This is a genomic window from Streptomyces sp. B8-7 (assembly GCF_058833805.1).
In genome coordinates this window covers 422,045-447,087 of record NZ_JBYRRL010000006.1, presented here as the reverse complement: position 1 = coordinate 447,087, position 25,043 = coordinate 422,045, and the positions used below count along the sequence as shown (strand labels likewise).

22 protein-coding genes are annotated in these 25,043 nt (G+C 75.8%); 8 read left to right on the top strand and 14 right to left on the bottom strand.

Translation table 11 applies throughout. The features are described 5' to 3' along the window. Positions 1–122: 122 nt before the first annotated feature. From AC5K6T_RS30190 to AC5K6T_RS30180, 3 genes are all read right to left on the bottom strand, one after another. Positions 123–1,616, bottom strand: coding sequence for a PTS transporter subunit EIIC (locus AC5K6T_RS30190; RefSeq protein WP_493214093.1), 1,494 nt, complete (start codon positions 1,614–1,616; stop codon positions 123–125). Positions 1,617–1,631: 15 nt separating this feature from the next. Then, a complete protein-coding gene (gene murQ / locus AC5K6T_RS30185; RefSeq protein ID WP_493214091.1) occupies positions 1,632–2,558 on the bottom strand; it encodes an N-acetylmuramic acid 6-phosphate etherase in 927 nt (308 codons plus the stop codon). 389 nt (positions 2,559–2,947) lie between these two features. Continuing rightward, entirely contained in the window at positions 2,948–3,871 is a 924-nt protein-coding gene (locus AC5K6T_RS30180) for a MurR/RpiR family transcriptional regulator (protein WP_493214089.1), read from the bottom strand. A gap of 55 nt (positions 3,872–3,926) precedes the next feature. On the opposite strand from AC5K6T_RS30180, the gene AC5K6T_RS30175 reads away from it, so the two are divergent. Both AC5K6T_RS30175 and AC5K6T_RS30170 read left to right on the top strand, forming a co-directional pair. Beyond that, the gene (locus AC5K6T_RS30175) at positions 3,927–4,307 is read left to right on the top strand and encodes a DUF8819 family protein (RefSeq protein ID WP_493214088.1); all 381 of its coding nucleotides are present in this window, start codon (positions 3,927–3,929) and stop codon (positions 4,305–4,307) included. Next, on the top strand, positions 4,304–4,570 hold the full coding sequence (locus tag AC5K6T_RS30170) for a DUF4031 domain-containing protein (RefSeq protein ID WP_493214087.1): 267 nt from the start codon (positions 4,304–4,306) through the stop codon (positions 4,568–4,570). Before AC5K6T_RS30175 ends, AC5K6T_RS30170 begins: the two co-directional genes overlap by 4 nt. A 63-nt stretch (positions 4,571–4,633) precedes the next feature. Here the strand turns inward: AC5K6T_RS30170 and AC5K6T_RS30165 are convergent, their stop codons facing one another. Then, positions 4,634–5,725 (bottom strand): GNAT family N-acetyltransferase, encoded by a 1,092-nt coding sequence (locus AC5K6T_RS30165; RefSeq protein ID WP_493214086.1) that lies wholly within the window; start codon positions 5,723–5,725, stop codon positions 4,634–4,636. A gap of 26 nt (positions 5,726–5,751) precedes the next feature. Continuing rightward, the gene (locus AC5K6T_RS30160; RefSeq protein ID WP_493214084.1) at positions 5,752–6,396 is read right to left on the bottom strand and encodes an HD domain-containing protein; all 645 of its coding nucleotides are present in this window, start codon (positions 6,394–6,396) and stop codon (positions 5,752–5,754) included. Positions 6,397–6,666: 270 nt separating this feature from the next. Here AC5K6T_RS30160 and AC5K6T_RS30155 point away from each other — a divergent pair, with 270 nt between their 5' ends. Then, the gene (locus AC5K6T_RS30155) at positions 6,667–7,359 is read left to right on the top strand and encodes a copper homeostasis protein CutC (RefSeq protein ID WP_493214082.1); all 693 of its coding nucleotides are present in this window, start codon (positions 6,667–6,669) and stop codon (positions 7,357–7,359) included. A gap of 65 nt (positions 7,360–7,424) precedes the next feature. On the opposite strand, the gene AC5K6T_RS30150 is transcribed toward AC5K6T_RS30155, so the two are convergent. Beyond that, positions 7,425–9,440: a HelD family protein gene (locus AC5K6T_RS30150; RefSeq protein ID WP_493214305.1), complete on the bottom strand. Its 2,016-nt coding sequence runs from the start codon at positions 9,438–9,440 to the stop codon at positions 7,425–7,427. 638 nt (positions 9,441–10,078) lie between these two features. Between AC5K6T_RS30150 and AC5K6T_RS30145 the strand changes: the two genes are divergently transcribed. After that, entirely contained in the window at positions 10,079–10,264 is a 186-nt protein-coding gene (locus AC5K6T_RS30145; RefSeq protein WP_493214081.1) for a hypothetical protein, read from the top strand. Positions 10,265–10,355: 91 nt separating this feature from the next. Here AC5K6T_RS30145 and AC5K6T_RS30140 read toward each other — a convergent pair whose 3' ends face one another. The 3 genes from AC5K6T_RS30140 to AC5K6T_RS30130 form a co-directional block, all read right to left on the bottom strand. Then, entirely contained in the window at positions 10,356–11,996 is a 1,641-nt protein-coding gene (locus AC5K6T_RS30140) for a DNA repair helicase XPB (RefSeq protein ID WP_493214080.1), read from the bottom strand. A 512-nt stretch (positions 11,997–12,508) separates the two neighbouring features. Further along, on the bottom strand, positions 12,509–13,042 hold the full coding sequence (locus AC5K6T_RS30135) for an NUDIX hydrolase (protein WP_493214079.1): 534 nt from the start codon (positions 13,040–13,042) through the stop codon (positions 12,509–12,511). Positions 13,043–13,653: 611 nt separating this feature from the next. Further along, positions 13,654–16,185 carry a helicase-associated domain-containing protein gene (locus AC5K6T_RS30130; protein ID WP_493214077.1) on the bottom strand — a complete coding sequence of 844 codons (2,532 nt, stop codon included), beginning with the start codon at positions 16,183–16,185 and terminating at the stop codon, positions 13,654–13,656. A gap of 211 nt (positions 16,186–16,396) precedes the next feature. On the opposite strand from AC5K6T_RS30130, the gene AC5K6T_RS30125 reads away from it, so the two are divergent. Then, entirely contained in the window at positions 16,397–17,404 is a 1,008-nt protein-coding gene (locus AC5K6T_RS30125; RefSeq protein ID WP_493214075.1) for a hypothetical protein, read from the top strand. 95 nt (positions 17,405–17,499) lie between these two features. After that, positions 17,500–18,135, top strand: a complete 636-nt coding sequence (locus AC5K6T_RS30120; protein ID WP_493214073.1) for an HAD family hydrolase — start codon at positions 17,500–17,502, stop codon at positions 18,133–18,135. Positions 18,136–18,404: 269 nt separating this feature from the next. Here AC5K6T_RS30120 and AC5K6T_RS30115 read toward each other — a convergent pair whose 3' ends face one another. Continuing rightward, positions 18,405–18,668 carry a hypothetical protein gene (locus AC5K6T_RS30115; RefSeq protein ID WP_493214071.1) on the bottom strand — a complete coding sequence of 88 codons (264 nt, stop codon included), beginning with the start codon at positions 18,666–18,668 and terminating at the stop codon, positions 18,405–18,407. Positions 18,669–18,985: 317 nt separating this feature from the next. On the opposite strand from AC5K6T_RS30115, the gene AC5K6T_RS30110 reads away from it, so the two are divergent. Continuing rightward, complete coding sequence (locus AC5K6T_RS30110) at positions 18,986–19,369, top strand: cold-shock protein (protein ID WP_493214069.1); 384 nt, start codon at positions 18,986–18,988, stop codon at positions 19,367–19,369. A 226-nt stretch (positions 19,370–19,595) separates the two neighbouring features. Here the strand turns inward: AC5K6T_RS30110 and AC5K6T_RS30105 are convergent, their stop codons facing one another. The 4 genes from AC5K6T_RS30105 to AC5K6T_RS30090 all read right to left on the bottom strand — a co-directional run bounded on the left by AC5K6T_RS30105 (position 19,596) and on the right by AC5K6T_RS30090 (position 23,205). Further along, positions 19,596–20,456: a 1,4-dihydroxy-6-naphtoate synthase gene (locus AC5K6T_RS30105; RefSeq protein WP_493214067.1), complete on the bottom strand. Its 861-nt coding sequence runs from the start codon at positions 20,454–20,456 to the stop codon at positions 19,596–19,598. Beyond that, positions 20,453–21,142 (bottom strand): futalosine hydrolase, encoded by a 690-nt coding sequence (locus AC5K6T_RS30100; protein WP_493214065.1) that lies wholly within the window; start codon positions 21,140–21,142, stop codon positions 20,453–20,455. The genes AC5K6T_RS30105 and AC5K6T_RS30100 overlap by 4 nt, the downstream gene beginning before the upstream one ends. Before the next feature lie 28 nt (positions 21,143–21,170). Further along, complete coding sequence (locus AC5K6T_RS30095) at positions 21,171–21,647, bottom strand: DUF2771 domain-containing protein (RefSeq protein WP_493214064.1); 477 nt, start codon at positions 21,645–21,647, stop codon at positions 21,171–21,173. A gap of 133 nt (positions 21,648–21,780) precedes the next feature. Further along, positions 21,781–23,205 (bottom strand): MFS transporter, encoded by a 1,425-nt coding sequence (locus AC5K6T_RS30090; RefSeq protein WP_493214062.1) that lies wholly within the window; start codon positions 23,203–23,205, stop codon positions 21,781–21,783. Between the two features lie 671 nt (positions 23,206–23,876). Between AC5K6T_RS30090 and AC5K6T_RS30085 the strand changes: the two genes are divergently transcribed. Further along, on the top strand, positions 23,877–24,803 hold the full coding sequence (locus AC5K6T_RS30085; RefSeq protein WP_493214061.1) for a DUF3027 domain-containing protein: 927 nt from the start codon (positions 23,877–23,879) through the stop codon (positions 24,801–24,803). The last annotated feature ends 240 nt before the right edge of the window (positions 24,804–25,043 follow it).

The following is a 25,043-nucleotide window of genomic DNA, read 5'->3' as shown; positions in this document are numbered from 1 at the left end:
GCAGGTCCGCCTCCGTAAGCCGGCCCGCCTCCGTGGGATGGTCCGCCCCGCTTCCGTCCGGCCCTCTCGTCGCCCGGCCTCCGTCGCCCGCCCGCGTCACGCGACCCGCGGCCGGGCCTCCGTCAGCCCCGTCCCGTCATCTCCGGCCCCGGGCCTCGCAGTCCGGCCGCGGGCTCCGGTGGTCCGGCCCCCGAGTCCCGCGGTCCGGACCCCGAGGGCGGCAGCCCCGCCCCGCTGGCGTAGGTCGCCGCGAAGCCCACCGCGTACGCCGTGGCCAGGCCGCCGGCGTAGATCGCCGCGGTGACCAGCAGGCCCCGGTCGCCCGCCAGCAGCGGGAACAGGGCCCAGCCCGACGGGCCGATCGCGGCCGCCCCGACCCGGTCGCCCAGCATCGCGAACAGGCCCACGAAGCCTCCGCCCGCGGCGCCGCCCGCGCATGCCGTCAGGAAGGGACGCCCCAGCGGCAGGGACACCCCGTAGATGAGGGGTTCGCCGATGCCCAGCAGCCCCGCGGGCAGCGCCGACCTGATCGTCGTCCGCAGGGACGCGTCGTGGTGGTGCCGTACGTACACCGCGGCGGCCGCGCCCACCTGCCCGGCGCCGGCCATCGCGAGGACGGGCAGCAGCACCGTGTAGCCCTGCTGCTCGATCAGGGTGGTGTGCAGCGGGATCAGGGCCTGGTGCAGGCCCAGCATCACCAGCGGCAGGAACAGACCGCCCAGCACCAGCCCCGCCAGGACGCCGGTCGTCGCCAGCAGCCAGTTCGCCGCCGTACCGACGGCCGTGGCGACCGTGCCCGCCGCGTACATCAGTCCGTACAGCGTCGCCAGGCCTGCCACCAGCACCGTCAGGGCCGGGGTGAGCAGCACGTCCAGCGTCGGGGGGACGTGCCGGTGGCACCACTTCTCCACCCGCGTGCCCAGCAGCGCCGCCGCCAGCGCGCCGAGGACGCCGCCCTGGCCGGGGGAGAGGGGCAGGCCGAAGGCGGTCACCTCGCTCACCCCCGGGTACACCACGACCGCCGCCACCGCGCCGCCCAGCACGGGCGTTCCGCCGAACTCCCTGGCGGTGTTGTGGCCGACGAACACCGCGAGCAGCGCCATGAACCCCGAGGCGATCGCGGTCAGCGCCGGCAGCAGGCCGGGCAGCCATCCGGTGTTGCGGAGCAGGCCGCCCACGCCCGCGAGGACGCCGCAGCCGATCAGGGCGGGGATCAGCGGCACGAAGATGTCCGCCACCCGGCGCAGCGCCGTCTTCAGCGGGGTGGCGTTGCGGCGCCGCCGCTCCGCGCGCAACGCCGCTCCCCGTGCGGCGAGCTCCGCGGCGGTGCCGTCCCGCGCGGCCAGCAGCTCCTCGAACGCCGCCGTCACCTGCGCCACCGCGCCCGGCCCGAGCACGACCTGGCAGGTGCCGTCGGTGACGACACCCAGCACGCCCGGGAGGGCGCGCAGCGCGGCCTCGTCGGCCCGTGCGGGGTCGGCGAGGTCGAGCCGCAGCCGGGTCATGCAGTGGGCGACGGAGGTGACGTTGCCGGGGCCGCCGACCAGCGGCAGGAGGGCGGCGGCGAGGGCCTGCGGGGTGCCGGGGCGGGGACCGTCTGCGGAACGAGGGCGCATCCCCCGAGCGTCGCGTCAGCGCGCCGCCACGGCCAGCGCGGCACGCAGGTGCCCGCCGGACTCCTCCAGAAGGCGGGCGGCCGTCGGGCCGTCCACCCCGGCCAGGATGGTCAGCACGGCATCCTTGACCTCGCCGCCGGTGGCGGTCAGCGCCGTCTCGATCTCCTCGTCCTGCGCGCCGGTGGCCAGCGCCACGATGCGGCGGGAGCGGGCACGCAGCTTGTCGTTGGAGGCGCGGACGTCGACCATCAGGTTTCCGTAGGTCTTGCCCAGGCGGATCATGGTGATGGTCGAGATCATGTTGAGGACGAGCTTCTGCGCGGTGCCGGCCTTCAGCCGGGTCGACCCGGTGATCAGCTCGGGCCCGGTGGTGATCTCGATGCCGTGTTCCGCGGCGGCCGCGAGGGCGCTGTCCGCGTTGCCGGACAGGCCCACGGTCAGCGCGCCGCGTGCCCGCGCGTGGGTCACGGCGCCCACGGCGTAGGGGGTGCGGCCGGACGCCGAGATGCCGACCACCGTGTCGTCGGCGGTCAGCCCGAGCGCGTCCAGTTCCCCGCGGGCCAGCTCCGCGGAGTCCTCCGCACCCTCCACCGAGGTCACCATCGCCTGCGGGCCGCCCGCGATCAGGCCGGTCACCTGGCCGGGAGCGGTGTTGAAGGTGGGCGGGCACTCGGAGGCGTCCAGGACACCGAGGCGGCCCGCGGTGCCCGCGCCCGCGTAGACCAGGCGGCCGCCCCGCGCCATCCGGTCGGCGACGGCGTCGACGGCCCGGGCGATCTGCGGCAGCCGCGCCGCCACCGCCGCCGGCACGGTCGCGTCTGCGGCGTTCATCAGACGGGCGATGTCCAGGGTGGGCAGCCGGTCGATGTCGGCGAGGTCCGGGCGGAAGGCTTCGGTGCCGAGTGCGTCGAGGGTGGTGCGGAGGTCCTGCGGGCTGGTCATGGCGCGGCTCTCTTCGGTGTGCGGACCGTCGGGTGGTGCAGGTGATGTGGTGCGAATGTGGTGTGAATGTGGAGCGAGGGTGTGCGAACGGTGTCGGTGGTGCGGGTGGTGCGGGTGGTGCCGGTCGTGCGAGCGGGGGCAGGTGTGGCAGAGGGCGCGGGCAGGGCGGCCGGTGCGGTGGGGCGGACCGCACCGGCGGTGCGGGACCGCCTGGGGTGTCCGGGACGTGGAGGGAGGGGTGACGGGGGAGGCGCCGCACGGCCGGTGCGGCGTTCCCGGGCGGGCGGCCCGCGCGGAGGCGGCCCGGGTGCTCGCACCCGGCCCCGCACCGCGGCGGCTTTCCGTCCGCGGGCGGGGCGGTCCCGCGCGCGGCGGCCGGAACCGGGCCGTCAGCGGCGGTGCCGGTGGGCCAGCGCCTCGTACGACGCCGCCAGGGCCGGGGCCGCGGTGGCGTGGGTGCGCTGCGCGACGCCCACGAACAGGCAGTCCACCACCAGCAGTTGGCTGGTCCGGGAGGACATCGCGGCGGGCCGCAGCCCGGTCTCCCGGGAGGTGGACGTGGTCAGGACGTGATCGGCGTACTGCGTCACCGGGGAGTCGGGGCGGCCGGTGACGGCCACCGTCGTCGCGCCGTGCTCGAAGGCCACCCGCAGGGGTTCGATGACGTCGTCCGTCGACCCGGAGTGGGTGATCGCGATCGCCAGGTCCCCGGCGCGCAGCTGCACCGCGTTGGTCACGGCCAGGTGCGGGTCGCTGTGCGCGTGGGCTATGAGGCCTATCCGCAGCAGTTTCTGGGCCAGGTCCTGGGCGACCAGTCCGGAGGCCCCGATGCCGTAGACGTCGGTCCTGCGGGCGGCGGCGGCCGCGGTCACGGCCGCACCGAGCTGGACGGTGTCGAGCGCGGCCGCGGTGTCGGCGAGGGTCTGCCGCTCCTCGTGCGCGAGTTTGGCGACGACGTCGGGGAGCGGGTCGTCCACCGCGATGTCCGTGGTGAGGGACGGGGCGCGCCCCGACTGCTGCTGGGCGGCGAGACCGGCCAGGGCCAGGCGCAGACCGCGGTAGCCGGGGTAGCCGAGGAGGCGGGCGGTGCGCACGACGGTCGCCTCGCTGGTCCCGGTCCGTTCGGCGAGACCGGTGACGGTGAGGGCCGCGCAGCCGGCCGGATCGCCCGCGACGGCCTCGGCGACGCGCTGCAGGGAGCGGGTCATCGTGGGGGCGAGGGTGCGCACCCGGGCGGTGAGCACGTCCGGGGCGGGCGGGGCCCCGGCGCCCGCGCCGGCCGCCGGGAAAGTTTCCTTCACGTTCCGGGTCACCTGTGAAAGATATTTTCGGTGCGGTCCCGCGGTCAAGAGTGCGCACAATGGGGTCATGGAAGACGTCGCCCCCCTCGAACAGGCCCTGCACACCGCCCGCGCTCTGGTCCTCCAGGACCTCAGGACGGGCCGGGTCGCCGAGGCGGACGTGGTCTCCCTGGTCGAGGAGTCGGTGGCGCAGCGCCGCTGGTGGGTGGAGCAGTGGCCGGACGGCGTGGCGTACGTCGCGGGTCTGGTCGCCCAGGACGTGCAGGACGCCCTGCTGGAGCGGTACGGGCGCTGGCCGCTGTGCCCGGTGTGCGGCTCCGGCGACCCCCACGCACTGGACGTGGAGCCCGAGCTCGGCCCCGACCCGCACTGGGTGTGCCACCAGGCGGGCGTGCGGGTGGCGGCGGTGGGCTCGCTGGGCGCGGCCGGCCGGGCCCCGTCCTCATGACCGTCTACATCGATCCGCCGCAGTGGCCGGGGCACGGACGGATGTGGTCCCACCTGGTGAGCGACCTCTCCTACGACGAACTCCACCGCTTCGCCGACCGGTTGGGCGTGCCGCGCCGCGCCTTCGAGCGCGACCACTACGACATCCCCGCCCACCGCTACCCCGACGCGGTGCGGGCCGGAGCCGTGCAGGTCAGCAGCCGGGACGTGGTGCGCCTGCTGCACGGCGCGGGCCTGCGCCGCCGCAAGCGCGGCCGCCCGTGACCGTCGTGGCGGTCGGGCCCGGCCGCCCGGGGACGCGAGGCGGGCCGGACGGGGGCGGCCGTCTCAGCGCCGCTCGTACGCCAGGAGCCTTCCGCCGTCGGCAGGGTCGCTCGCCCGTGTGAAGCCGGCGCGGTGGAGGACCGCGAGGGAGGCGGCGTTGTCCGGCTCCACGGTCGCGAACAGGGCGTGGACGTCCTCGCGGCCGAGCGCCCACTGAGCCAGTGCGCGCAGTGCCTCGGTGGCGTGGCCGCGGCCGCGCGCGGACGGGGCGAGGTCGTAGCCGATCTCCGCGCGGCCGTCGCCGTCGGGTGCACCGTGGAAGCCGATGCCGCCGACCGCGCGGCCGTCCTCCCGGCGGACCATGACGTACATCCCGAACTCGGGCCGGTGCACGCCCTCCTCGTACGCCTGGAGCAGCATCCCGGCGGCGTCCCGGGTGCCGTCGAAGGGGCCGTCCCCGACCCAGTCGAAGCCGCCGTCGCCGCCCGTGTGGAGGTCGGCCGCGGCGGCCGGGGTGACGCCGTGCAGGGTGAGGGGGCCGGCCGGCAGGACCAGGTTGTTGGTCCACTGCCATGCCGTGACCGGTTCCCGGCCGGGCAGTCCGGCGCGGCCGGTGGCCCACAGCAGGGTCGGCCAGGGGGCGGGGCCGGGCCGCACGGTGGGGAAGATCGTGGTCAGCACGTACTCGGCCAGTTCGGCGGGGGCCTCGTAGGGCACGCCGAAGCCGCGGGCCATGTCGTGCGTGTGCAGCAGCGCCTCGGCGACCCCCATCGCGGCGAACCCGTCGCGGCCGGCGCTGCGGAAGGGGTACGGGTGGAAGGCGCGCACCTGAGGCGGGGTGGTGCGCAGAGTCGCGGAGAGCAGCGCGGCCAGCGTCGTGACCACGTCGATCAGGCCCTCGTTGTCGGCCCGGTACCGGCCCTTCTCGTCGCCGTCGACGGTGATGTCGAAGGGCAGGTACGAGGTCTGGGCGCGGCCGGCCAGGTTGCTCGCGTACCCGATGAAGTCGCCGGCGATGTGTGCGGCCGTGAAGCGGCAGCTCCACTCCAGGCCGCCGGCCCTGGTCCGCTCCCAGTCCCGGTCGACGACCGTCCGCAGCAGTGCCGCGCAGCTGTCGGCGGCCGCTTCCACCTTCGTCGCACCCGTGAATCGCATGCGGGCAGGCTAGTGCTGCGGCGCCGTCACGGCGACAGCATTTCCAGCTCGCCGCGCAGGTTGTGGCGGGCGGTGGCCTCCCAGTGCTCACGGCCGTGCGGCGTGTGGAACAGCACGGGCAGGGCGAGGAGTTGGCGGAGGATCTCCGAACGTCCCGCGCGGAAGGCGTCGTTCGGCACGAAGTGGTACTCCTCGCGCACGGCGGCCGTGTACGCGGCGTACGCGGCCGGCGGCGAGGCGAGCACCGCGAGGTCGGCGTCGCACAGCACCTGCCCGTCGGCGTCGTCCCCGGCCGGGTCGTGGGTGACGGTCAGCCGCACCAGCCGGGCCACCTCCGCCGTGCGCGGCGCGTCCACGCCCGCCTCGGGCAGGGCGCGTTCGGCGAGCCGGGCCGAGCGCTCCTCGTTCTCGGAGCGCTCCGGCTGGTACACCGCGTCGTGGAACCACGCGGCGAGCCGTACCACGTCGGGATCGGCGGCGTACCGTTCGAGGGTGTCGACGTGGTCGAGGACGGCGACCAGGTGGGCGAGGGTGTGGTAGCGGCGCTGCGGCTCCTGCCAGCGCTCCAGCAGACGGTCGGCGTAGGGCGCCGGGTCGGGGCCCTCGACGGGGCCGCGGGCCCCCTGGAGGGCGCGGGCGAAGCGGGCGCGCAGGACATCGGGATCGGCCATGCGGTCATTCTCGCGCGCGCCCGCGCCGGGCCCGCGACCGCGCCCCGGGGACGCCCGCGCCGCCCCGGACGTCCCCCGGGGGCACCTGGGACGTCGCCGCCGCAGGGCCGGCTCCCGCGGGCCGTGCCGGGCCGCGCCGCGCCGTCCGCCGGGGGTGCCCTGCCGGCCTTTCGCCGTGCGGTGATCTCGCGGGCCGGTGCCCTCCCGACGTACCCTGAGATTGGACTAGACCTGTAGTCGCTCCCGGGGAACACCGACGGAAGGGGTCGTATGAGCACGCGTGCAGTCCTGGAGGTGATCGCCCTCGACGCCGAGGACGCGGTCGCCGCCCAGGCCGGAGGCGCGGACCGGCTGGAGCTGGTCACCGACATGGCGGCCGACGGGCTCACCCCGCCGGCCGGCACCGTCGCCGCGATCCGTGCCGCCGTCGACATTCCGCTGCGGGTGATGCTGCGCCTCGCGGACGGCTTCGCCGCGGGGGACACCGAGCGGCTGGCCGACGCCGCACGCCGGATGCGGGCCGCCGGAGCGACCGAGTTCGTGCTCGGCTTCCTCGGCGCGCACGGCGCGGTCGACCTGCACGCCGTGGAACGGGTCGTCGCGGAGATCGCCGACTGCCCCTGGACCTTCCACCGCGCGATCGACCGGGCCGCCGACCGCGACGCCCTGCGCAAGCAGCTCGACGGAATGCCCGGACTCGACACCTACCTCACGGCGGGCTCCGCCGCCGGAGTCGACGACGGCCTGCCGACCCTGGCCGCGGAGGCCGCGCGGCACGGCGAGCCCGGCTACGAGCAGCAGATCCTCGTGGGCGGCGGCCTGCGCCTGGAGCACGTCCCCCGGCTGCGCGCGGCCGGCGTCGACGCCTTCCACATCGGCGGCGCGGCCCGGCCCGCGGGCTGGACGGGACCCGTCTCGGCGCCCGCCGTCGCCGCGTGGCGCGAGGCCCTGGACGCCGGCTGACGTGGCGCGAGGCCCTGGACGCCGGCTGACCGCTGCCGGCCCCGGGCGCGGCACGCCCGCCGCACTCAGCCCAGTTGCTCCGGGAGCGGTGCCGTGTGGGTGACGACGAGGCCGGACACCGCACGGGTCAGCGCCACGTACAGGCGGCGCAGGCCCGTGCGCTCGTCCGGCTCGCCGTCCACCACCGCGCGCGGCTCGTCCAGCACCACGTGGTCGTACTCCAGGCCCTTCGCCAGCGAGGCCGGCACCAGCGTCAGCCGGGTGTCCGGGGTGGTCTCGTCACCCGGGCCGAGATGGCCGACGCCCGCCGCCCCGAGCGCCGCGGCCAGTGCCGGGACGCGGGCGTCCGCGGCGATCAGGCCGACGGACCCCTCCCGCCGCAGCGCCTCCCGGACGGCGGCGACCACGTCCGCGTCCCCGCCGACCGCGCGCACCTCGAACGCGCCGGGGTTCTCCCGCACCGAGGCCACGGCCGCCAGACCGGGCGCGATGTACGGCAGCAGCCGGGACGCGTAGGTGATCACATCGGTGGGCACGCGGAACCCGGCGGTGAGCTCCTCGACCACCGCGTCCGCCTTGCCGAGATGCCCGAGCGCCTCCTCCCAGCTGCGCGTCGCCCACGGCGTCGTGCCCTGCGCGAGGTCGCCCAGCACCGTCGCGGACCCGGTCGTGCAGCGCCGCCCCACCGCCCGGTACTGCATCGGCGACAGGTCCTGCGCCTCGTCCAGCACCACATGCCCCAGCGAGGGCGTACGGTCCACCAGGTCGGCCGCCTCGTCGACCAGCACCGCGTCGGCGGCCGACCATGCCGCCGACCGCACGGACCGGGCCGGACGGGCCCACAGGACGGCCTTCTGCTCCTCCTCGCTCAGCACACCTCCGGCGTGCTCGGCGAGGAAGCCGGCGTCGCCGAGCAGCCGCAGCACGAGCTTCGCCGGGTCCGCCGGCGGCCAGATCGCCCTCACCGCCGCCTTCACCGCGCTGCTGCGGGCCACCGCGTCCTGCACCCGGTCGTCCGGGGCCTCCCCGGAGCGCTCCATCTGCACCAGCACCGCGTGCGCGATCCGCTGCGGCAGCGCCTCGCGGGCGGCACCGTAGCGCAGTCCGCGGTCCAGCAACTCCTGGACGATGTCCTGGAGTTCGTACGCCGGGACCCGCCACCGGCGTGCGCCGCGCACCACGACCACCGGCTCCGTCGGCGGCGTGACCTGCGCGTACACCGCCCGGCGCAGCACCTGCGCCATCCTCGCGTCGCCCTTGACGACGGCGGCCGCCGCGTCGTCCGTGCCGCGCACCTCCACGTGCGCCACCAGGTCGTCCACCGTGGCCTGGCGGACCGTCAACTCCCCCAGGGCGGGCAGCACCTGCTCGATGTAGTGCAGGAAGGACCGGTTCGGCCCGATGACGAGCGTGCCGGTGCGGGCCAGCCGCTCGCGGTGCGCGTACAGCAGGTAGGCGACCCGGTGCAGGCCGACCGCCGTCTTGCCGGTGCCGGGGCCGCCCTGCACACAGACCGTGCCGCCGAGCCCGGACCGTACGATCGCGTCCTGCTCGGGCTGGATCGTCGCCACGATGTCCCGCATCGGACCCACCCGGGGGCGTTCGATCTCCCGCTGGAGCAGCCGGCTGGTGCGGGCGGTCTCCCGCGGGTCGGACAGGTGCTCGTCCTCGTACGCCGTCAGGTCCCCGCCGGTGTAGCCGAAGCGCCGGCGCAGCCGGACGCCCATCGGGTCCTTCACCGAAGCCCGGTAGAACGGCTGCGACACCGGGGCCCGCCAGTCGACGACCATCGGATCGCCGTCGGCGTCGTGGACGTGCCGACGCCCGATGTAGAAGCGCTCGCCGGGCGCACCCTCCGCCTGCCCCGCGCCCGGCGCGTGCAGGTAGTCGAGGCGGCCGAAGAACAGCGGGGTGCCGCCGAGGTCGGCCAGCGCCTTGATGCGCTCCTCGATCTGGTGGGCCAGGGCCGCGGCGTTGACCCAGTTCGCGGTGACGTCGGTGATGTCGAGGGACTCCACGTCCGCACGCATCGCGCGCAGCGCGGCCCGGGACGCCGCGAGGTGGGCGCGCTCGCGGGACAGCGGGCCCGACGACGCCGGGTCCGGGCCGGCGGCGGGCTCGGGTGCGGGCCCCGGGCCGGGCTGAGGCGGGTGCGAGGGCGGGTGCGGGGGCGGGTGCGGGGGAGCGGGCGGGTGGTCGTCGGCGGGCGTGGACGGCGGCGCGGACAAGGGGGTGCCTCCCGGGGGACCGGCTGGATACGCGTGACAGGTGCCGGCCGGTTTCCGTCCGGCACGGCGGCGCTCCGCGAAGGGAGGCGGGCAAGAGCGGAGATTCTAGACGGCTGCCCCGGAAGCGGGCCAATGCTTTTCGCTCGGCCTCCCGCGGGCTTCCGGCTCTCGCTCCGCCCCCTCCGCCCCCTCCGCCCCCACGTCCCGCCGGGCCTCCCGCCGTCGTCCCGCACCCGCCCTCCGGCCGCCCGCCGGGCCTCCCGCCGTTGTTCCGCACCCGCCCTCCGGGCCTCCCGCCGGGTCTCCCCGGTGCCGCCCGCCGGCCCGCCCGGCGCCGCAGGGCAGCACGACGCCGCCGCTGCCGCCGGGCTGCCGGGGCGCGCCCTGCCCGCGGCCTCCGCCGCGGCCGCTCGGTGACACCGCGGCGCGGCGGCACCGTGTACGCGGCATCCCTTATGTGGCGAATATGCCCTGAATCGCACCATGGAGGCATGAGTGCAGCGACCATCACCCCAGCCCCGGCCACCCCCTCGGGAGCGACCGCCTTCCGGGCCGGCACCCACCGGCAGCACCGGCTCGGCGACGCCCTGCGCGCCGTGCGCGTCTTCGCGGGCGCCGCCGTGGACGTGGTCCTGCTCGGCGAGTACGGCGAGGAGGCGGGCGTCCGCCGCCGCTGAGCCGCGCCCCGCCGGACACGGAGCACATCGCCGCCGGCCGTCCGGGGCGGCCGGTCTCGGGGATCCGCACGCCCCGGCGGGCGCCGACGTGTCAGCTCTCCGCGAGCAGCTCGTCCGCGTCCATGATCCGGTAGGCGTACCCCTGCTCGGCCAGGAACCGCTGCCGGTGCGCGGCGAAGTCCTGGTCGATGGTGTCCCGGGCGACCACCGAGTAGAAGTGGGCCTGGTGCCCGTCCGCCTTGGGCCGGAGGACCCGGCCGAGCCGCTGCGCCTCCTCCTGCCGCGACCCGAAGGTGCCCGACACCTGCACGGCGACCGTGGCCTCCGGCAGGTCGACGGAGAAGTTCGCCACCTTCGACACCACGAGCACGCTGATCTCGCCCTCCCGGAACGCGTCGAACAGCTTCTCGCGCTGCGCGTTGGAGGTCTCGCCCTTGATCACCGGCGCGCCCAGGTGTTCGCCCAGCTCGTCGAGCTGGTCGATGTACTGGCCGATGACGAGGATCTGCTGCCCGGCGAACCGGCGCACGATCGCCTCGGTCACCTTCCGCTTGGTCTCTGTCGTCGCGCAGAAGCGGTACTTCTCCTCGGCCTCCGCCGTCGCGTACGCGAGCCGCTCGGAGTCGGTGAGGTTCACCCGCACCTCCACGCAGTCGGCGGGCGCGATGTACCCCTGCGCCTCGATCTCCTTCCACGGCGCGTCGAACCGCTTCGGCCCGATGAGGGAGAACACGTCCGACTCGCGGCCGTCCTCACGCACCAGGGTCGCCGTCAGACCGAGACGCCGGCGTGCCTGCAGGTCCGCGGTGAACTTGAACACCGGCGCGGGCAGCAGATGCACCTCGTCGTAGAGGATCAGGCCCCAGTCCCGGGAGTCGAACAGCTCCAGGTGCGGGTAGACGCCCTTCCGCCGGGTCGTCAGCACCTGGTAGGTGGCGATGGTGACCGGCCGGATCTCCTTGCGGGTGCCGCTGTACTCGCCGATCTCGTCCTCGGTCAGCGAGGTCCGCCGCACCAGCTCGTGCTTCCACTGCCGGGCCGAGACGGTGTTGGTGACCAGGATCAGCGTCGTCGACTTGGCCTCGGCCATCGCACCCGCCCCGACCAGCGTCTTCCCGGCACCGCAGGGCAGCACGACGACGCCGCTGCCGCCGTGCCAGAAGTTCTCCACGGCCTGCCTCTGGTAGGGCCGCAGCGCCCAGCCGTCCTCGGCCAGGTCGATCGCGTGCGCCTCGCCGTCCACGTATCCGGCGAGGTCCTCGGCCGGCCAGCCCAGCTTCAGCAGCACCTGCTTGATCTGGCCGCGCTCGGAGGGGTGCACGGCCACGGTGTCGGGGTCGATGCGGGCCCCGACCAGCGGCGTGATCCGCTTCGAGCGCAGCACCTCCTCCAGCACCGGCCGGTCGGTGCAGGTCAGCACCAGCCCGTGCGCGGGGTGCTTGAGCAGGCTCAGCCGCCCGTAGCGGTCCATCGTCTCGGCGATGTCCACCAGCAGCGCGTGCGGCACCGGGTAGCGGCTGTACTGCACCAGCGCGTCCACGACCTGCTCCGCGTCGTGCCCGGCGGCCCGCGCGTTCCACAGCCCCAGCGGGGTCACCCGGTAGGTGTGGATGTGCTCGGGCGCCCGCTCCAGCTCCGCGAACGGTGCGATGGCCCTGCGGCAGCCGTCGGCCTGCTCGTGGTCGACCTCCAGGAGCAGCGTCTTGTCCGACTGGACGATTAGGCAGGACACACATACCTCCGGAGATAGAGTCCTCTCATGACAGAGCCAACGTCTGTCACAGCCCGGGCTATGCCCCGTGCCCGACGCCGGAAGGGCGTCCCGGCCGGCGCGCCGGGGATGCGCGCCGCTATCCATGTTCGCCTATCGCGCGAAACCGGCGGGACGACTTCGCCGGAACGCCGGCGCGCGGCCTGTGAGGCGTTGCGCGAGGCACGCGGCTGGGGGGCCGCTACACCGGCGGTCGGGTCCCGTACGGGTACATGATCGTCCCCAACCCAACGGGGCGGGCAAGGTCCTCGCGGTCGACGAGGACCAGGCCAAGACGATCAAGCGGATCGCGGAGCGGGTCAGCACGGGCACGAGCGGCGGCCGCCGGGAAGCCTCAAGCAGTCCCCTCGGGGGAGCGGGGACCGTGCGGCGGGTTACCGGGGCGGCAGCTCGATTTCGACGGCGAGTGCGCCGAGCGCTTCCTTCTCCGCCGGGTAGATATCGCGGATGTCGGCGGGAACTCCTGCCCCCGGTCAGCGGATCCCCTCATCCATGAGCACGTAGAGCAGACCCACGAGGGAACCGCTGCTGACGACCTCACGGCGGTCGATCATGCCGCGTACCTCTGCGAGCGGAACCCACTCGATGCGATCGGACTCGTTCTTCTCGGTGGGTGGACCGGCGTAGGTGGCGCCGTTCATGCGGAAGACGTGGTGCTGGGAATCGGTGATCCCGTTGGCCGGTTCGGCATAGATCAGGGGCTTGACGGGACCAGGCCGCCATCCCGTCTCCTCCAGCACTTCGCGAGCCGCAGCTTCTTCGGGAGTCTCCCCCTCCTCCACCAGACCCATGGGCAGTTCCCAGGCCCAGGAGTTGGTGATGAAGCGGTGGCGCCACATCATGAGGACTTCTTGCTGGTCGTTCACCACGGCCGCCACGGCCAGATGCCGCAAGCGGACGACGTGGTACTCCCACCTGCGCCCGTCCGGCTGCTGGACGTCGACCAGACACAGATTCACCCACTTGTTGGCGTAGATCTGACGCTCACCGTGGGTCTTCCACTCCATTCCTGCGGCCCCTCTCGCGATCGGTCTCCAGGGTCTCAGACCGACGAAGCGGCAAACGCGGGTTGAGGTCTTTTCACGTCAGCCTGACGAGATGGGCCTACCGTACTAGGGCGTGTTTCGAAAGTAGCGTCGTCTGCCCGAAGGGCAGGTCTGGCGGCGTCTGGTGCGTGCGATCGCAAGGCGGAGGGTCGCCCCGATACTGGATGTATCGGGGCGAGCCCGACAACGCGGCGAGCGTGCGTGCCAGACGCCGCCAGGCAGGCGGGACTTTCGAAACACGCCCTAGGGGCGAGCCGTCGGCATTCCAGCGGGCGGCGAGGCATCGTGCATCCATCAGGGCCCCCTTGACGGTGCCCGGGCCGCGCGCCGGGTTTGAAGTGCCCAGAACAGGAGTGCCAAGCTGCCGTGCCTTGGACGCTGACCAGGTGGACCACTCCACAGCTCGGACCTGTCCGTTGGCGGGTGCCTCGCGTCCGACCGTAGGGACGATCAGCGGACCGTTCAGGGGTGCGTCCATCTCTTCCGCGCCGGCCCGGCCGTGCCGCCCCCTCCACGGGGGCCGGTCCACCGGGGCCGGACGTCCGGTGTGCCCCGGCGCCCGGCGGCCGGGGTCAGCCGTCGGCAAGCTCGGCGACCCCGGTGATCCGGTGCAGCGGGTAGGTGCGGACCTCGTTGGCGGTGTGGTCGTACGCCGTGACGAAGCCGCCCTCCACACGGACCGGGGCGATGACGCGCTGGCTTGCGGTGCCCTCGGCGTTGACGTAGCCGATCCACAGGGCCTGCCCGGTGAGGACGGCCGCCTGCAGGGTGGCGAGGGTCTCCGCGGAGGACGTGCGGGGCAGCACACCGGGGGCGAGCGGTGTGCTGTCGACCGGCTTGCGGGGCGCGGTGGACGCGAGGTCGCCCGCCCGGATGGCGCGGACCGCTGCCGTGAGCAGCGTCGCGTCCGGGGTGGGTGGCCCCTCCGGGACGGGCTCGGGGGCGGTGCGCGGCGGGGTGCGGCGGGCGTCGGCGCGGGTGATCAGCACGTCCCCCTCCGCGGACTCCGCCGCCGGGGCGAACCCCATCGCGCGCAGCCCCTCCAGCAGCGCCGCCGGGTCCGCCTGCGCGGCCAGCACGGTCGGGGCGAGACGGCGCAGCCGCAGGGCCGCGGCCCGCCTGTCGGCGAGGATCTCGTCGAGCAGGGCGTCGTCGTCGCAGCGGACGTACGCCGACGCGGCACCCACCCGCAGCCGGCCGTGTCTGCGGGCCACGTCGTCGATCAGGTAGGTGAGCGGCTGCGGGACCGGGGTCCGGGAGTGCTCGGCGAGGAACGCGTGCAGGTCGGACGCGCTGCGCCCGGCGTCCAGCGCACGGCGCACCGAGGCGGGCGTGAAGCGGTACACGGTCGCGCCGCCCTTGGACTCCACATCGGCCAGCACCCCCAGCAGGGCGGCCAGCGGCCGCTGGAGCGGGCCGGGCGCCACCGCCGTCAGGTCGGCCTGCAGCAGCACGTGGTCCAGCGGCTCCGGCAGCAGCGGGGCGAGCAGCCGTGCGGCCGCCGCGCAGGCCAGGGCCTGCTCGGCCCAAGGCAGCGGCTCGGTGGGGGCCGGCGCCCGGTGCCGGGCGGGCAGCTTGTCTCCCGGCCCCCCGGCGTCGGGCCGCGGCTCGGGCTCGGACGCCGCCGGCAGGCCCAGCAGCTCCCTGCCGTGCGCCGAGAGCGCGCCGCGGCCGGTCACCCCGAGCAGTTCCGCCTCCGACAGGGTCCAGCGGGCCAGCCGGGTGCGCAGGTCGTCCTCACCGGGCCGGCCGCCGCGCAGCGGCCGCTCCCAGCGCAGCCGGGCCAGCACCGAACCGGCGTCCGGGGCGGCGCCCTGCGGCAGCGCGCCGGCCAGCGCCAGCACCCGGTGCCGCACCCCGGGCGCCGCCGACCGGTCCAGGCCGGGACCCAGCGCCGACAGGGGCCGGTCCTTGGCGTCGCGGCCGCCGACCACGCCCGCCGTGCGGGTCGCCGCCAGCCACGTCCCGGCGAGGTGCGCCCAGCGGTCGGCGGCGGGCCGCTGAAGCCACTCGTCGCCGGCGGGGGTCACCGCGTACCGCTCGTCGCCGTCGCCGTCGGAGGCGATCAGCCCCGCCCCGTACGCCAGCTCCACCCAGAACGCGGCGGCCGGCTCCGGCACGTCCAGCGCGACCGCGGTCCGCTTCAGATCGCGCACGCTCAGCCCGCCCGCCCGCAGCACCGCCGGCCCGCCCTCGTCCCACTCCCGCAGCAGCTCCTCGACCGTCGCCAGCGCCGTGTACGCCTGTCCGGCCGCGGTCGCGTCCACCACCTTCGGCGCGTGCGCGGCGGCGGCCGTGACCGCGGGCGGCACCGGCTCGACCGCGCGGTGGGCCCGGCCCGCCCGCAGATGCAGGGCGACCTCGCGCGGCAGCACCACCGTGCCCGGCGCGGTCGGCAGCAGCAGCCCGCGGTCCAGCAGCCAGCGCAGCCGCGCCGCGGGATCGGCGGTGACCTGGCCGTACGGCGGCCCCCACACGAGCCGCTCCAGCACCTCCACGGACTCCCCGGGCGCGCCCGCGAGCAGCGCCGAGAGGCGCCTGCGGTCGCGGAACAGTCCGGTCAGCGCGTCGGCGGCGGACACCGCGTCATGCGTCGACGGCAGCCCGGCACCGGTCAGGATCTCCTGCATGCGGCCCGGCGACAGGCCCGCCGTCGTCTCCCGCACGGTGGGGCCCAGCCCGGTCGGCGACGGATGCTGCGGCGACGGGGCGAGCAGCTCGCGGGCCGTGCGCACCAGCCGCAGCCGGTCCTCCCCGCCCCACACCAGGGCCTGCTCCCGCAGTGTGCCCAGCGCGTGCGGCAGCGCGGCCGAGACGAGCGGGTCGCCGTCGTCGCCCGCCATCAGCCCCAGCAGCTCCCCGTACGACGCCGGGTCGCCGGCCACGGCCAGCGCCTCGGCCGTCTGCAGGGTGAACCGGTCCAGGTGCTCCAGCGCCCGGACGACCGAGGCGCGCGTCCCGGCCCTGGTCGCGAGCTGCGTCAGGTCGGTGGGCACGGGCGTGACGAGGTCGGGGCGGCTGCGCAGCAGCGCGGCCAGCGAGGTGTCGTCCCTGCCGCGAAGCGCCTCCGCGAGGGACCGGGGGGCCGGGGCCTCGGTGCTCATCTGACCCACGGTAGCGGGTGCGTACGACACGGAGGCGGGCCTCGCGCGCATGCCCGGCGGAAGCGCGGCGAGCGTCCGCCGGCGCGGCGGGCGGGGGCGTCGTGGCGCGGCACACGGGTCCGCCACCCCCCGCGGGTCCCGGCCCGGGGCGGCCCGCGCGGTACCTTCGTCGCGTCGGGGTATCCAACACTGCCGCCCCGGAGGGGACTTCGTGGGGATCGAGAGCGACCAGGTCGTCTACGCCTATCTGAGCCGGGTCGGGGACGTGGCTCACCAGAGCCAGCTGCCGTCGGCCGACCGCATGCGGCTGGTGTCCGCGCTGCGCGACGAGATCGACCGGCGGCGGGCGAAGGCCGCGGTGGACTCGCCCGCGGCGGTGCGCCGCATCCTGGACCACCTCGGCACGCCTCACGAGGTCGTGGCCGCCGCGGGCGGCACCGGACCGCGGCCGGACGGCACCCCGGGGCCGGAGGCCGGCACCTGGACGGCCGAACCCCCGCGCAAGGGCGAAGGGCGCGCCGCCGCCGTGCCGGTGCAGCGCGACGGCGCCGGGCGGGCCGCCCGCGGCGCCGTGCCGCGGCCGCGGACGGAAGGGGCCGCGCCGCCGCATCTGGCCGGGGCGGACGAACTGGGGCGGAGCCGGGCGCAGCCCGACTGGTGGCGGGTGGAGGGCGGCCCGTTCGGCACCGGGGACGAGGTGCCCGGCTTCGTCGGCGGGATCGTGATCCCCGAACTCCTCAGGCGGCCCCCGCACGAGACGGCACGCAGGCCGGAACCCGACGGCACGGACCCGGACCCGGCCGCGTCAGGGGACACGGCGGCCGCCGCGGAGGCCGCGCCCGGGGAGGCCTCCGCCCGGCGGCTGCGGCTGCCCGCCGCCCGTGAGTGGAACAACCCCCTCCTGCTGTGTGCGGCCGCGCTGCTGGTGGCGGGCGCGGTCCTGGGCAACCTGCTCCCGCTGGCCCTGGGCTGGCTCATCGCCTGGGCCTCCCGGCGGCTGACCAGGGCCGAGGTCAAGGGAGCCGTGCTCGTCGCACCGGCTCTCGCGGTGGCCGCCGGCGCGGTGTGGCTGTGGGGCCGGGGCACCGGCCGCTGGGGCGACCCCATCGCCGAGGACGGCATGCGTGAGGCCCTCGCCGGCACCTGGCCGTGGGTCCTGCGCGGCGCGGCCGTCGCCTCGGCCCTGTTCCTGGTCTGGCGCTCCCAGCGGAGAAGGTGAGACCCGCTCCGCGTGATCGCGGGCCGGCCGGGCCGGGGCCGGGCGGGCGGAGGCCGCGGCCCGGGCAGGTGTGCCCGCCCGGCACAATGGGCGCCATGGCCAGCCCCACCGCCCCGGCGCTCACCGTCGGCTTCGACCTCGACATGACCCTGATCGACTCCCGCCCCGGCATCCACGCCTGCTACACGGCGCTGTCCGAGCGGACCGGGACGTACATCGACGCCGATCTGGCGGTCACCCGGCTGGGCCCGCCGCTGGCGGAGGAACTGGCCCACTGGTTCCCGGCGGAGGCGGTGGCGGAGACGGCGGACCTGTACCGCTCGCTGTACCCCCGGTACGCGATCACCGGGACGCTCGCCCTGCCCGGGGCCCGGGCGGCCGTGGACGCCGTACGCGCGGCCGGCGGGCGGTCCGTCGTGGTCACGGCGAAGTACCCGCCGAACGCGCGGCTGCACCTGGACCACCTCGGCATCGAGCCCGACGCGCTCGTGGGCGATCTGTGGGCCGAGCAGAAGGCGGTGGCGCTGCGCGAGCACGGCGCGGCCGTCTACGTCGGCGACCACGAGGGCGACATCCGCGGTGCGCGGGCGGCCGGCGCGCTCGCGGTGACCGTGGCCACCGGACCGTTCGCTGCGGCCGACCTGCGGGCCGCGGGCGCCGACGTCGTACTCGCCGACCTGACGGAGTTCCCGGACTGGCTGGCCGGCCACCTGGAGACCGAGGCCGCCTGACGCCCGGGGCCGCCACCGCACCCCGGCGGATCCCCGCCCCGCCCCGGCGGCTGCCGCCGGCCGGGACACCCCGGCCGCCACGGTCGCCCCGGCCACACCGGGCACCACCTCCGTCACCCGGGCTGCTCCGGTCGGTGCGGTGCGGTGCGGTGCGTCGGCCGGTCCGCCGCGGAAGACCCCGGCCGCCCCGGTCTCCCCGGCCGCCAAGGGGAATCTCCCCCTGGCCGCGCCCCGCGCCCCGCGCCCCGCGCCCGGCTCCCCGCGCCCCGCTACCCCGCCCGGCCGGCCGCGTCCGCCCGCGCTCGGCGGCGGCCGGCGGCGATGGACCGCAGGACGCCCGCTCCGGCGATCAGGAATCCGACCCCCATCAGCATGCTCAGCAGGAACATGTGGGTCGGAAAAGGCGTCGCGTCCAGCAGCAGCGGGGCCACCGTGACGAGAGTGGCCACGGCGCCGATGAAGAACACGACGGCTCCGGCGCGGATCAGTCCGTCACCCGGCGCGGTGGAATTCGTTTGGGTTGTGTCACGCACCCGGCCAGCGTAGTTCCCGGCCCGGAAGAACAACCGGGCGACGTCCTGTCAGCGGCCGCGGGACGGCACGAAGCCGTTCGCCCCGCACGGCAACGGCCGTGCGGCCGTCTTGGGGATCACGGCGGAACACAAGCGGGACCGACGACTCTGCACACTTCCCGCACACGAATGAACCCCCATCCCGCCAGTCTCCGCGCAGGCCGGCTCGGCGCCGTTTTAAGGCGTGTTCCGGTGGAGAAGACCCCCGGTAAGGTGGCGGACGGCCTGTTCAACGGCGTCCGGGTGGCAGTCCAGGACGGATCGAGGGAGTGTGTGCTTTGCCGACTGGCAAGGTCAAGTGGTTCAACAGTGAGAAGGGCTTCGGCTTTCTCTCCCGCGACGACGGCGGTGACGTCTTCGTGCATTCCTCGGTCCTCCCCGCCGGAGTCGAGGTGCTCAAGCCGGGACAGCGAGTGGAGTTCGGAGTGGTCGCCGGTCAGCGCGGTGACCAGGCCCTTTCGGTGACACTGCTGGAGCCGGCCCCGTCGGTCGCGGCCGCGCAGCGCAAGAAGCCCGACGAACTCGCCTCCATCGTCCAGGATCTGACGACCCTCCTGGAGAATGTGACGCAGACTCTGGAACGCGGCCGCTACCCCGACAAGACCGCCGGAAAGAAGGTCGCCGGCCTGCTCCGCGCGGTGGCCGACCAGCTCGACGTCTGACCGCACCCGCAATCCGCCCCGACGCCCGGTCCGGCGACCGGCCCGCTGTCAGGCGACGCGGTGCGCCCCGGCGTCCGGCCCGCCCGGACCGGACGCCGACCCCTTCCCGCCTCTGCCCGTCCGTCCTCGCCCGCCCCGGGGCCCTTCCGGCTTCCCCGGGCTCTTCCGGCGTACGGCCGACGGCGTCCCGCGGGCGCTCCGCCCGCAGCCGGCCGCGGCGCCCGCGTCACGGAAAGGCGAGAGCGCCCGGACCGAGGGGCGGCAGCAGTCCCTCGGCCGCCGCCCGTGTGAGCAGCCCCCGCACGGCCGCGTAGCCGTCCTCGCCCAGGGCGGCCGTGAACTCGTTGACGTACAGCCCGATGTGCTGGTCGGCGACGGCCGGGTCCATCTCCTGGGCGTGCTCCATCACATAGCCGCGGGACGCCTCGGGGTCGTCCCAGGCGGCCAGCACGGAGGCCCGGACCGAGTCCGCGAGCCGCCGCAGCGTGTCCGCGCCGAGCGACCGCCTCGCGATGATCGCGCCCAGCGGGATCGGCAGCCCCGTGGTGCTCTCCCAGTGCTCGCCCATGTCGGCGAGCCTGCGCAGGCCGTAGTTCTGGTACGTGAAGCGGGCCTCGTGGATGACCAGGCCCGCGTCGACCTTGCCGTCCCGCACGGCCGGCATGATCTCGTGGAACGGCATCACCACGATCTCGCCCACCCCGCCGGGCACCTTGTCCGCCGCCCACAGCCGGAACAGCAGATACGCCGTCGACCGCTCGCCGGGCACCGCGACCGTACGGCCCGCCAGCGCCGCCCCGTCCCGCACGCCCCCCTCCGCCGGCCCCCGGGTCAGCACCAGCGGGCCGCAGCCGCGGCCCAGCGCGCCCCCGCACGGCAGCAGGGCGTACGTGTCGAGCACGTACGGCAGCACCGCGTACGACACCTTCAGCACGTCGAGCTCACCCCGCTCGGCCATGCCGTTGGTGACGTCGATGTCGGCGAACGTCACGTCGAGCTCGGGCCCGCCGGGCACCCGGCCATGGGCGAGGGCGTCGAACACGAAGGTGTCGTTCGGGCAGGGCGAGTACGCGATCCGCAGCCTCATACCGTTCTCCAACTCTCCAGGACGGGGGCGAGCTTCCCGAAGCCGTCGGCCAGCGCGTCCAGCGCCTCGCCGACCCGCCAGGCGGCGCGGTCCCGGGGGCCCACCGGGTTGGACACCGCCCGCACCTCAAGGACGGGCGTGCCGTGCCCGGCGGCCGCCTCCGCGACCCCGAAACCCTCCATCGCCTCGGCGAGGGCGCCCGGATGCCGGCGGCGCAGCGCGTCGGCGCGGGCGGCGCCACCGGTCACCGTCGACACCGTGAGCACCGCCCCGGTGCGCGCCCCGGCCGCGGCCGCGGCCGCACGGACGAGATCCCCGGGCGGGCGGTGCGAGACGGTCCCGAACCCCAGGTCGGTGACCGGCAGGAATCCGTCGGCGGTCTCCGCGCCCAGGTCGGCGGCGGTGATCTCGTCGGCGACCACGAGCGACCCGACCGGCGCGACGGGCTGGAACCCGCCCGCGATCCCCGCGCAGACCACCAGCGTGTAGGGCGTGCCGCCGAGCGCGGCCGCGGTCAGCGCGGACGCCGCGGACGCCGCCGCGCGGGCCGGCCCCACCCCGGCGGCCAGCAGATCCGGGCCGCCCGGCACCCGGTGCAGGACCGCGGCCGGCAGCGGCACCTCGGCGGCCGGGCCCGGAAACGCCCGCGCCACCGCGTCCCGTTCGGCCAGGACGGCGGTGGCCACGAGAATCCGGGCGCGGGACGCGGTCAGGTCAGTCGTCCTTCTTGAGCTTGAACGACCACATGCCCAGCACCGACTTCTCGCCCATCCGGATGGAGACGGTGTTGGTGTCGCCCTCGGTGCCGTACTGGGCGTTGAAGAACGCGCTGCTCGGGATCGTGCGGTACGTCTTGGTGCTGTAGTCGATGAACTGGCGGCCGTTCACCAGGACCGTCCAGCTGTCGTCCGCGATCGCGGGATCCACGCCGAACCGCACGGTCTCGTCCTGACCGACGTCGATCGACTTGATGTCGTCGGCGTTCTTCAGGCACTCCTCCAGCGACTTCGCGTTCAGCGCGTCGCCGTCGTTGTAGCAGACGGCCTCGGAGCTGACCGAGTTCGAGCCGACGGTGATCGTCGCGACCGGCGTCGGCTTGTCGCAGGCCGTGAGGACGAGCAGTCCGGCGGATACGGCGCCGGCGGCGGCGACGGCGCGGCGGCGTCGCACAGCGGATTGCATCGTGGTCATGGGCGAAGGCTATCGGGCCCCCGTGTCCGCTCCTCCACCTGGGGGCCGGGGCGTGCCGTGCGTTACGCCACTCGCGTCCGGGTCCGCCCCGCGCCCGACGCCACCGCCCCGCGCCGGGTGACCCGCCCCGGCGTCAGGTGACCCGCCCTCGCGGGCCCCCGCTGTGCCGCGCCGAGCTCAGCAGCCCCCGTACGGTCGTCAGCCAGCCGGCCGCGACGATCGCCGCGCCCACCGACAGCCCGAGCGACCCGTTCAGCGGCATCGCGATCCCGACCGCGCCGCCGAACACCCACGACATCTGCAGCAGCGTCTCCGAACGGGCGAACGCCGACGTCCGCACCTGCTCCGGCACGTCCCGCTGGATCAACGCGTCCAGCGACAGCTTCGCCAGCGCCTGCGAGAACCCCGCCACCGCCGCCAGAGCCGCCATCAGCGCCGCCCCGAAGAACACGGCCGCGGTGACCGCCGCGCCCAGCACCAGCGCCACCACCGTCACGATGATGATCTCCGGAGCCCGCGAACGCAGCCACGCCCCCACCGCCGTACCGCACGCGTTGCCCACCCCCGCCGACACCGCGACCATGCCCAGCGACACCGCCGCGCTCTGCCCGGTCAGCGGATGCACGCGCAGCAGGAACGCCAGGAAGAAGATCAGGAACCCGGACAGGCAGCGCAGCGAGCAGTTCGCGCCGAGGGCGTGGGTGACGGCGATCCCCACCGTCCGCAGCCGCGGCCGGCGCACCGGGGTGCGGTGCGGACCGTGCAGATGCTCCGCGTCCGCCGCGAGCAGCGCCGTGTCCTCGCCGCGCGCGGAGTCCACCTTGTGCGGCAGGGTGAACGACAGCACCGTACCCACCACGAAGATCACGAACGCCCCGTACAGCGGCCAGCGGGGGCCCAGCACCTCCAGCCCGGCCGCCGCGGGCGCGGCGATCCCCGTCGCCAGCAGGCCGCCCAGCGTGACCCGGGAGTTCGCCTTCACCAGGGAGAACTTCGGCGGCAGCAGCCGAGGCACGACCGCGCTGCGCACCACCCCGTACGCCTTGGACGCCACCAGCACGCCGAGCGCCGCCGGATACAGCTGCAGACTCCCGCTGACCACCGCGCCCGACAGCACCAGCGCCAGCAGTGCGCGCGCCAGCATCGCGCCCGCCATCGCCGCCCGCCGCCCGTGCGGTAGGCGGTCCAGCAGCGGGCCGATGACCGGCGCGAGCAGGGTGAACGGCGCCATCGTGATCGCCAGGTAGAGCGCGACCCGGCCACGGGCCTCGTCCGTGGGCACCGAGAAGAACACCGTGGAGGCCAGCGCGACCGTGATCATCACGTCGCCCGCGCCGTTCACCGCGTGCAGCTCGATCAGCTTGCCGAGCCCCGACTCGCCCGCACCCTGTGCGTGCGTCGCCCTGCGGATGCCGCGCGCCGGACCGGTCACCGGCAGATGCAGGGCACGGCCGAGCGAGCGGACGAAGCCGCCCAAGCGGCCCGAACCGCCACCCCGGCTGCTCCCCTTGACCCCGCCGACGCCAGCGGCTCCCTGGGGCGACCTCGCGGCTGCCACGACGCCATAGTGCCCCGAAGACGGCACGGGTGGTGCGGTTACCGCGCGTATGGCCCTGCCATTTCGTGCGCAGGCCCGCGGTCACCGCGGCGGGCGCGCAGCCTCCGCGAACGGTCCGGACGCCCAGGGACGCCCAGGGACGCCGAGGGGACGCCGAGGGGACGCCGAGGGGAAGCCGAGGGGAAGCCGAGGGGGCGCCGCCCGGACCCGGCCCGGACGTGTTCCGGCGCCGTGGGGGCGGCGCCCGGCGGCGTCCGCCGGAGGCCCGGACGTGGTCCGGCGTGCCGCGCGGCACGGCCGGGCGCCGGCCGCACGGTGGCCGCACGGTGGCGGCGCGCGCCGGCCGGGCCGCGGTCGCGCGGGCCGGCCCAGGAGCCCTCCGGGCGCGGTCCGCCGGGCGGTCCGGACCCGCTCCGGCGGCGCGCCCCGCATCCTCCGGACGGCCGCGCCACGGGTCTGAAGATCAGTTCGTTCGGATCGGAAACCACGTCGGTGTAGGCCGAGCGCCCGCGAACAGGTAGCGTGCGTATCTCAGCCATCCCGCACAATGGATGGCACAGGTGCGCCCGAGCGTGCTCGGACGCGGACGTCGACGCGGCCCCCAGGTCCGCTCCGTCCGCTCCAGCGCCGGAGGCACCGCACAGAGACGGCGTAGGAGAGAAGCGATACCTGTGAGCGCAGCGACCACGCGAAGCCGCACCCCCGACCGCCTGTGCGCCGAGGCCGTCGACCTCGCCCGCGCCGCCGCCGAGGAGGCGGCCGCCCCCGGCGTCGTCGGCGAACACGCCGGACTCGTCTCCGAGGGCGACCGTGTCGTCACCCACTTCTTCGCCTGCAAGGAGTTCGGCTACCGCGGCTGGCGCTGGGCCGTCACCGTCGCCCGCGCCTCCCGCGCCAAGATCGTCACGCTGGACGAGGTCGTGCTGCTGCCCGGCCCCGACGCCCTGCTCGCCCCCGAATGGGTGCCCTGGAGCGAGCGGCTGCGCCCCGGTGACATGGGCCCCGGCGACCTGCTGCCCACCGACGCCGAGGACCTGCGCCTGGAGCCCGGCTACTCCGGCGACGAGGAGCCCGCCGCCAACTCCGCCGTCTCCGCCGACATGGCCGAGCTCGTCGAGGCGGAGGACGCGGAGGTCACCGCCGGGGTCCCGGCCAACCTGCCGTCCGCCCCCACCCGCGGTTCCATCGCCGCCGTCGCCGAGGAGATCGGCATGCGCCGCGCGCGCGTGCTCTCCCGCTACGGCCTGCACACCGCCGCCGACCGCTGGGAGGACGCGTACGGCGCCAAGACCCCGATGGCCCAGGCCGCCCCCGCCGCCTGCGTCAGCTGCGGCTTCCTCACCCCCATCGGCGGCTCCCTCGGCCAGGCCTTCGGCGTGTGCGCCAACGAGTTCTCGCCCGCCGACGGCCACGTCGTCTCCCTGGGCTACGGCTGCGGCGGACACTCCGAGGCCGCGGTCATGCCCAAGGCACCGCAGCCCGCCCCGCCGGTCATCGACGAGACCCGCGTCGACCCCTTCCCCCTCCGCCCCGCACGCGACTCGGGCTCCGTGCCGGAGACCGCCGACGAGGCCTCCGCGGAGCTCGGCCACTCCTGACCCGGCGGCCCGCGGCCCGCTGCGGCCCGCCGGCCCGGCTCCGGCCGGTTCCGGTGGTGCCCTCGGCCGGCCGCGACGCCTCCCGGCACGGGCCCCGCCTGTTCCCGGAGATCCCGGGCCGCTCGGGCCGCTCGGGCCGTCCGGGCCGTCCGGGCCGTCCGGGCCGTCCGGGCCGTCCGGGCCGTCCGGGCCGTCCGGGCCGTCCGGGCCGTCCGGGCCTGCCCGGCCTGCCCCGGCCTG

Coding starts and splice junctions, on each gene's coding strand:
- AC5K6T_RS30190 (WP_493214093.1), bottom strand. CDS start 1,616: ATGCGCCCTCGTTCCGCAGACGGTCCCCGCCCCGGCACCCCGCAGGCC.
- murQ (WP_493214091.1), bottom strand. CDS start 2,558: ATGACCAGCCCGCAGGACCTCCGCACCACCCTCGACGCACTCGGCACC.
- AC5K6T_RS30175 (WP_493214088.1), top strand. CDS start 3,927: ATGGAAGACGTCGCCCCCCTCGAACAGGCCCTGCACACCGCCCGCGCT.
- AC5K6T_RS30170 (WP_493214087.1), top strand. CDS start 4,304: ATGACCGTCTACATCGATCCGCCGCAGTGGCCGGGGCACGGACGGATG.
- AC5K6T_RS30165 (WP_493214086.1), bottom strand. CDS start 5,725: ATGCGATTCACGGGTGCGACGAAGGTGGAAGCGGCCGCCGACAGCTGC.
- AC5K6T_RS30160 (WP_493214084.1), bottom strand. CDS start 6,396: ATGGCCGATCCCGATGTCCTGCGCGCCCGCTTCGCCCGCGCCCTCCAG.
- AC5K6T_RS30155 (WP_493214082.1), top strand. CDS start 6,667: ATGAGCACGCGTGCAGTCCTGGAGGTGATCGCCCTCGACGCCGAGGAC.
- AC5K6T_RS30145 (WP_493214081.1), top strand. CDS start 10,079: ATGAGTGCAGCGACCATCACCCCAGCCCCGGCCACCCCCTCGGGAGCG.
- AC5K6T_RS30135 (WP_493214079.1), bottom strand. CDS start 13,042: ATGGAGTGGAAGACCCACGGTGAGCGTCAGATCTACGCCAACAAGTGG.
- AC5K6T_RS30130 (WP_493214077.1), bottom strand. CDS start 16,185: ATGAGCACCGAGGCCCCGGCCCCCCGGTCCCTCGCGGAGGCGCTTCGC.
- AC5K6T_RS30120 (WP_493214073.1), top strand. CDS start 17,500: ATGGCCAGCCCCACCGCCCCGGCGCTCACCGTCGGCTTCGACCTCGAC.
- AC5K6T_RS30105 (WP_493214067.1), bottom strand. CDS start 20,456: ATGAGGCTGCGGATCGCGTACTCGCCCTGCCCGAACGACACCTTCGTG.
- AC5K6T_RS30095 (WP_493214064.1), bottom strand. CDS start 21,647: ATGACCACGATGCAATCCGCTGTGCGACGCCGCCGCGCCGTCGCCGCC.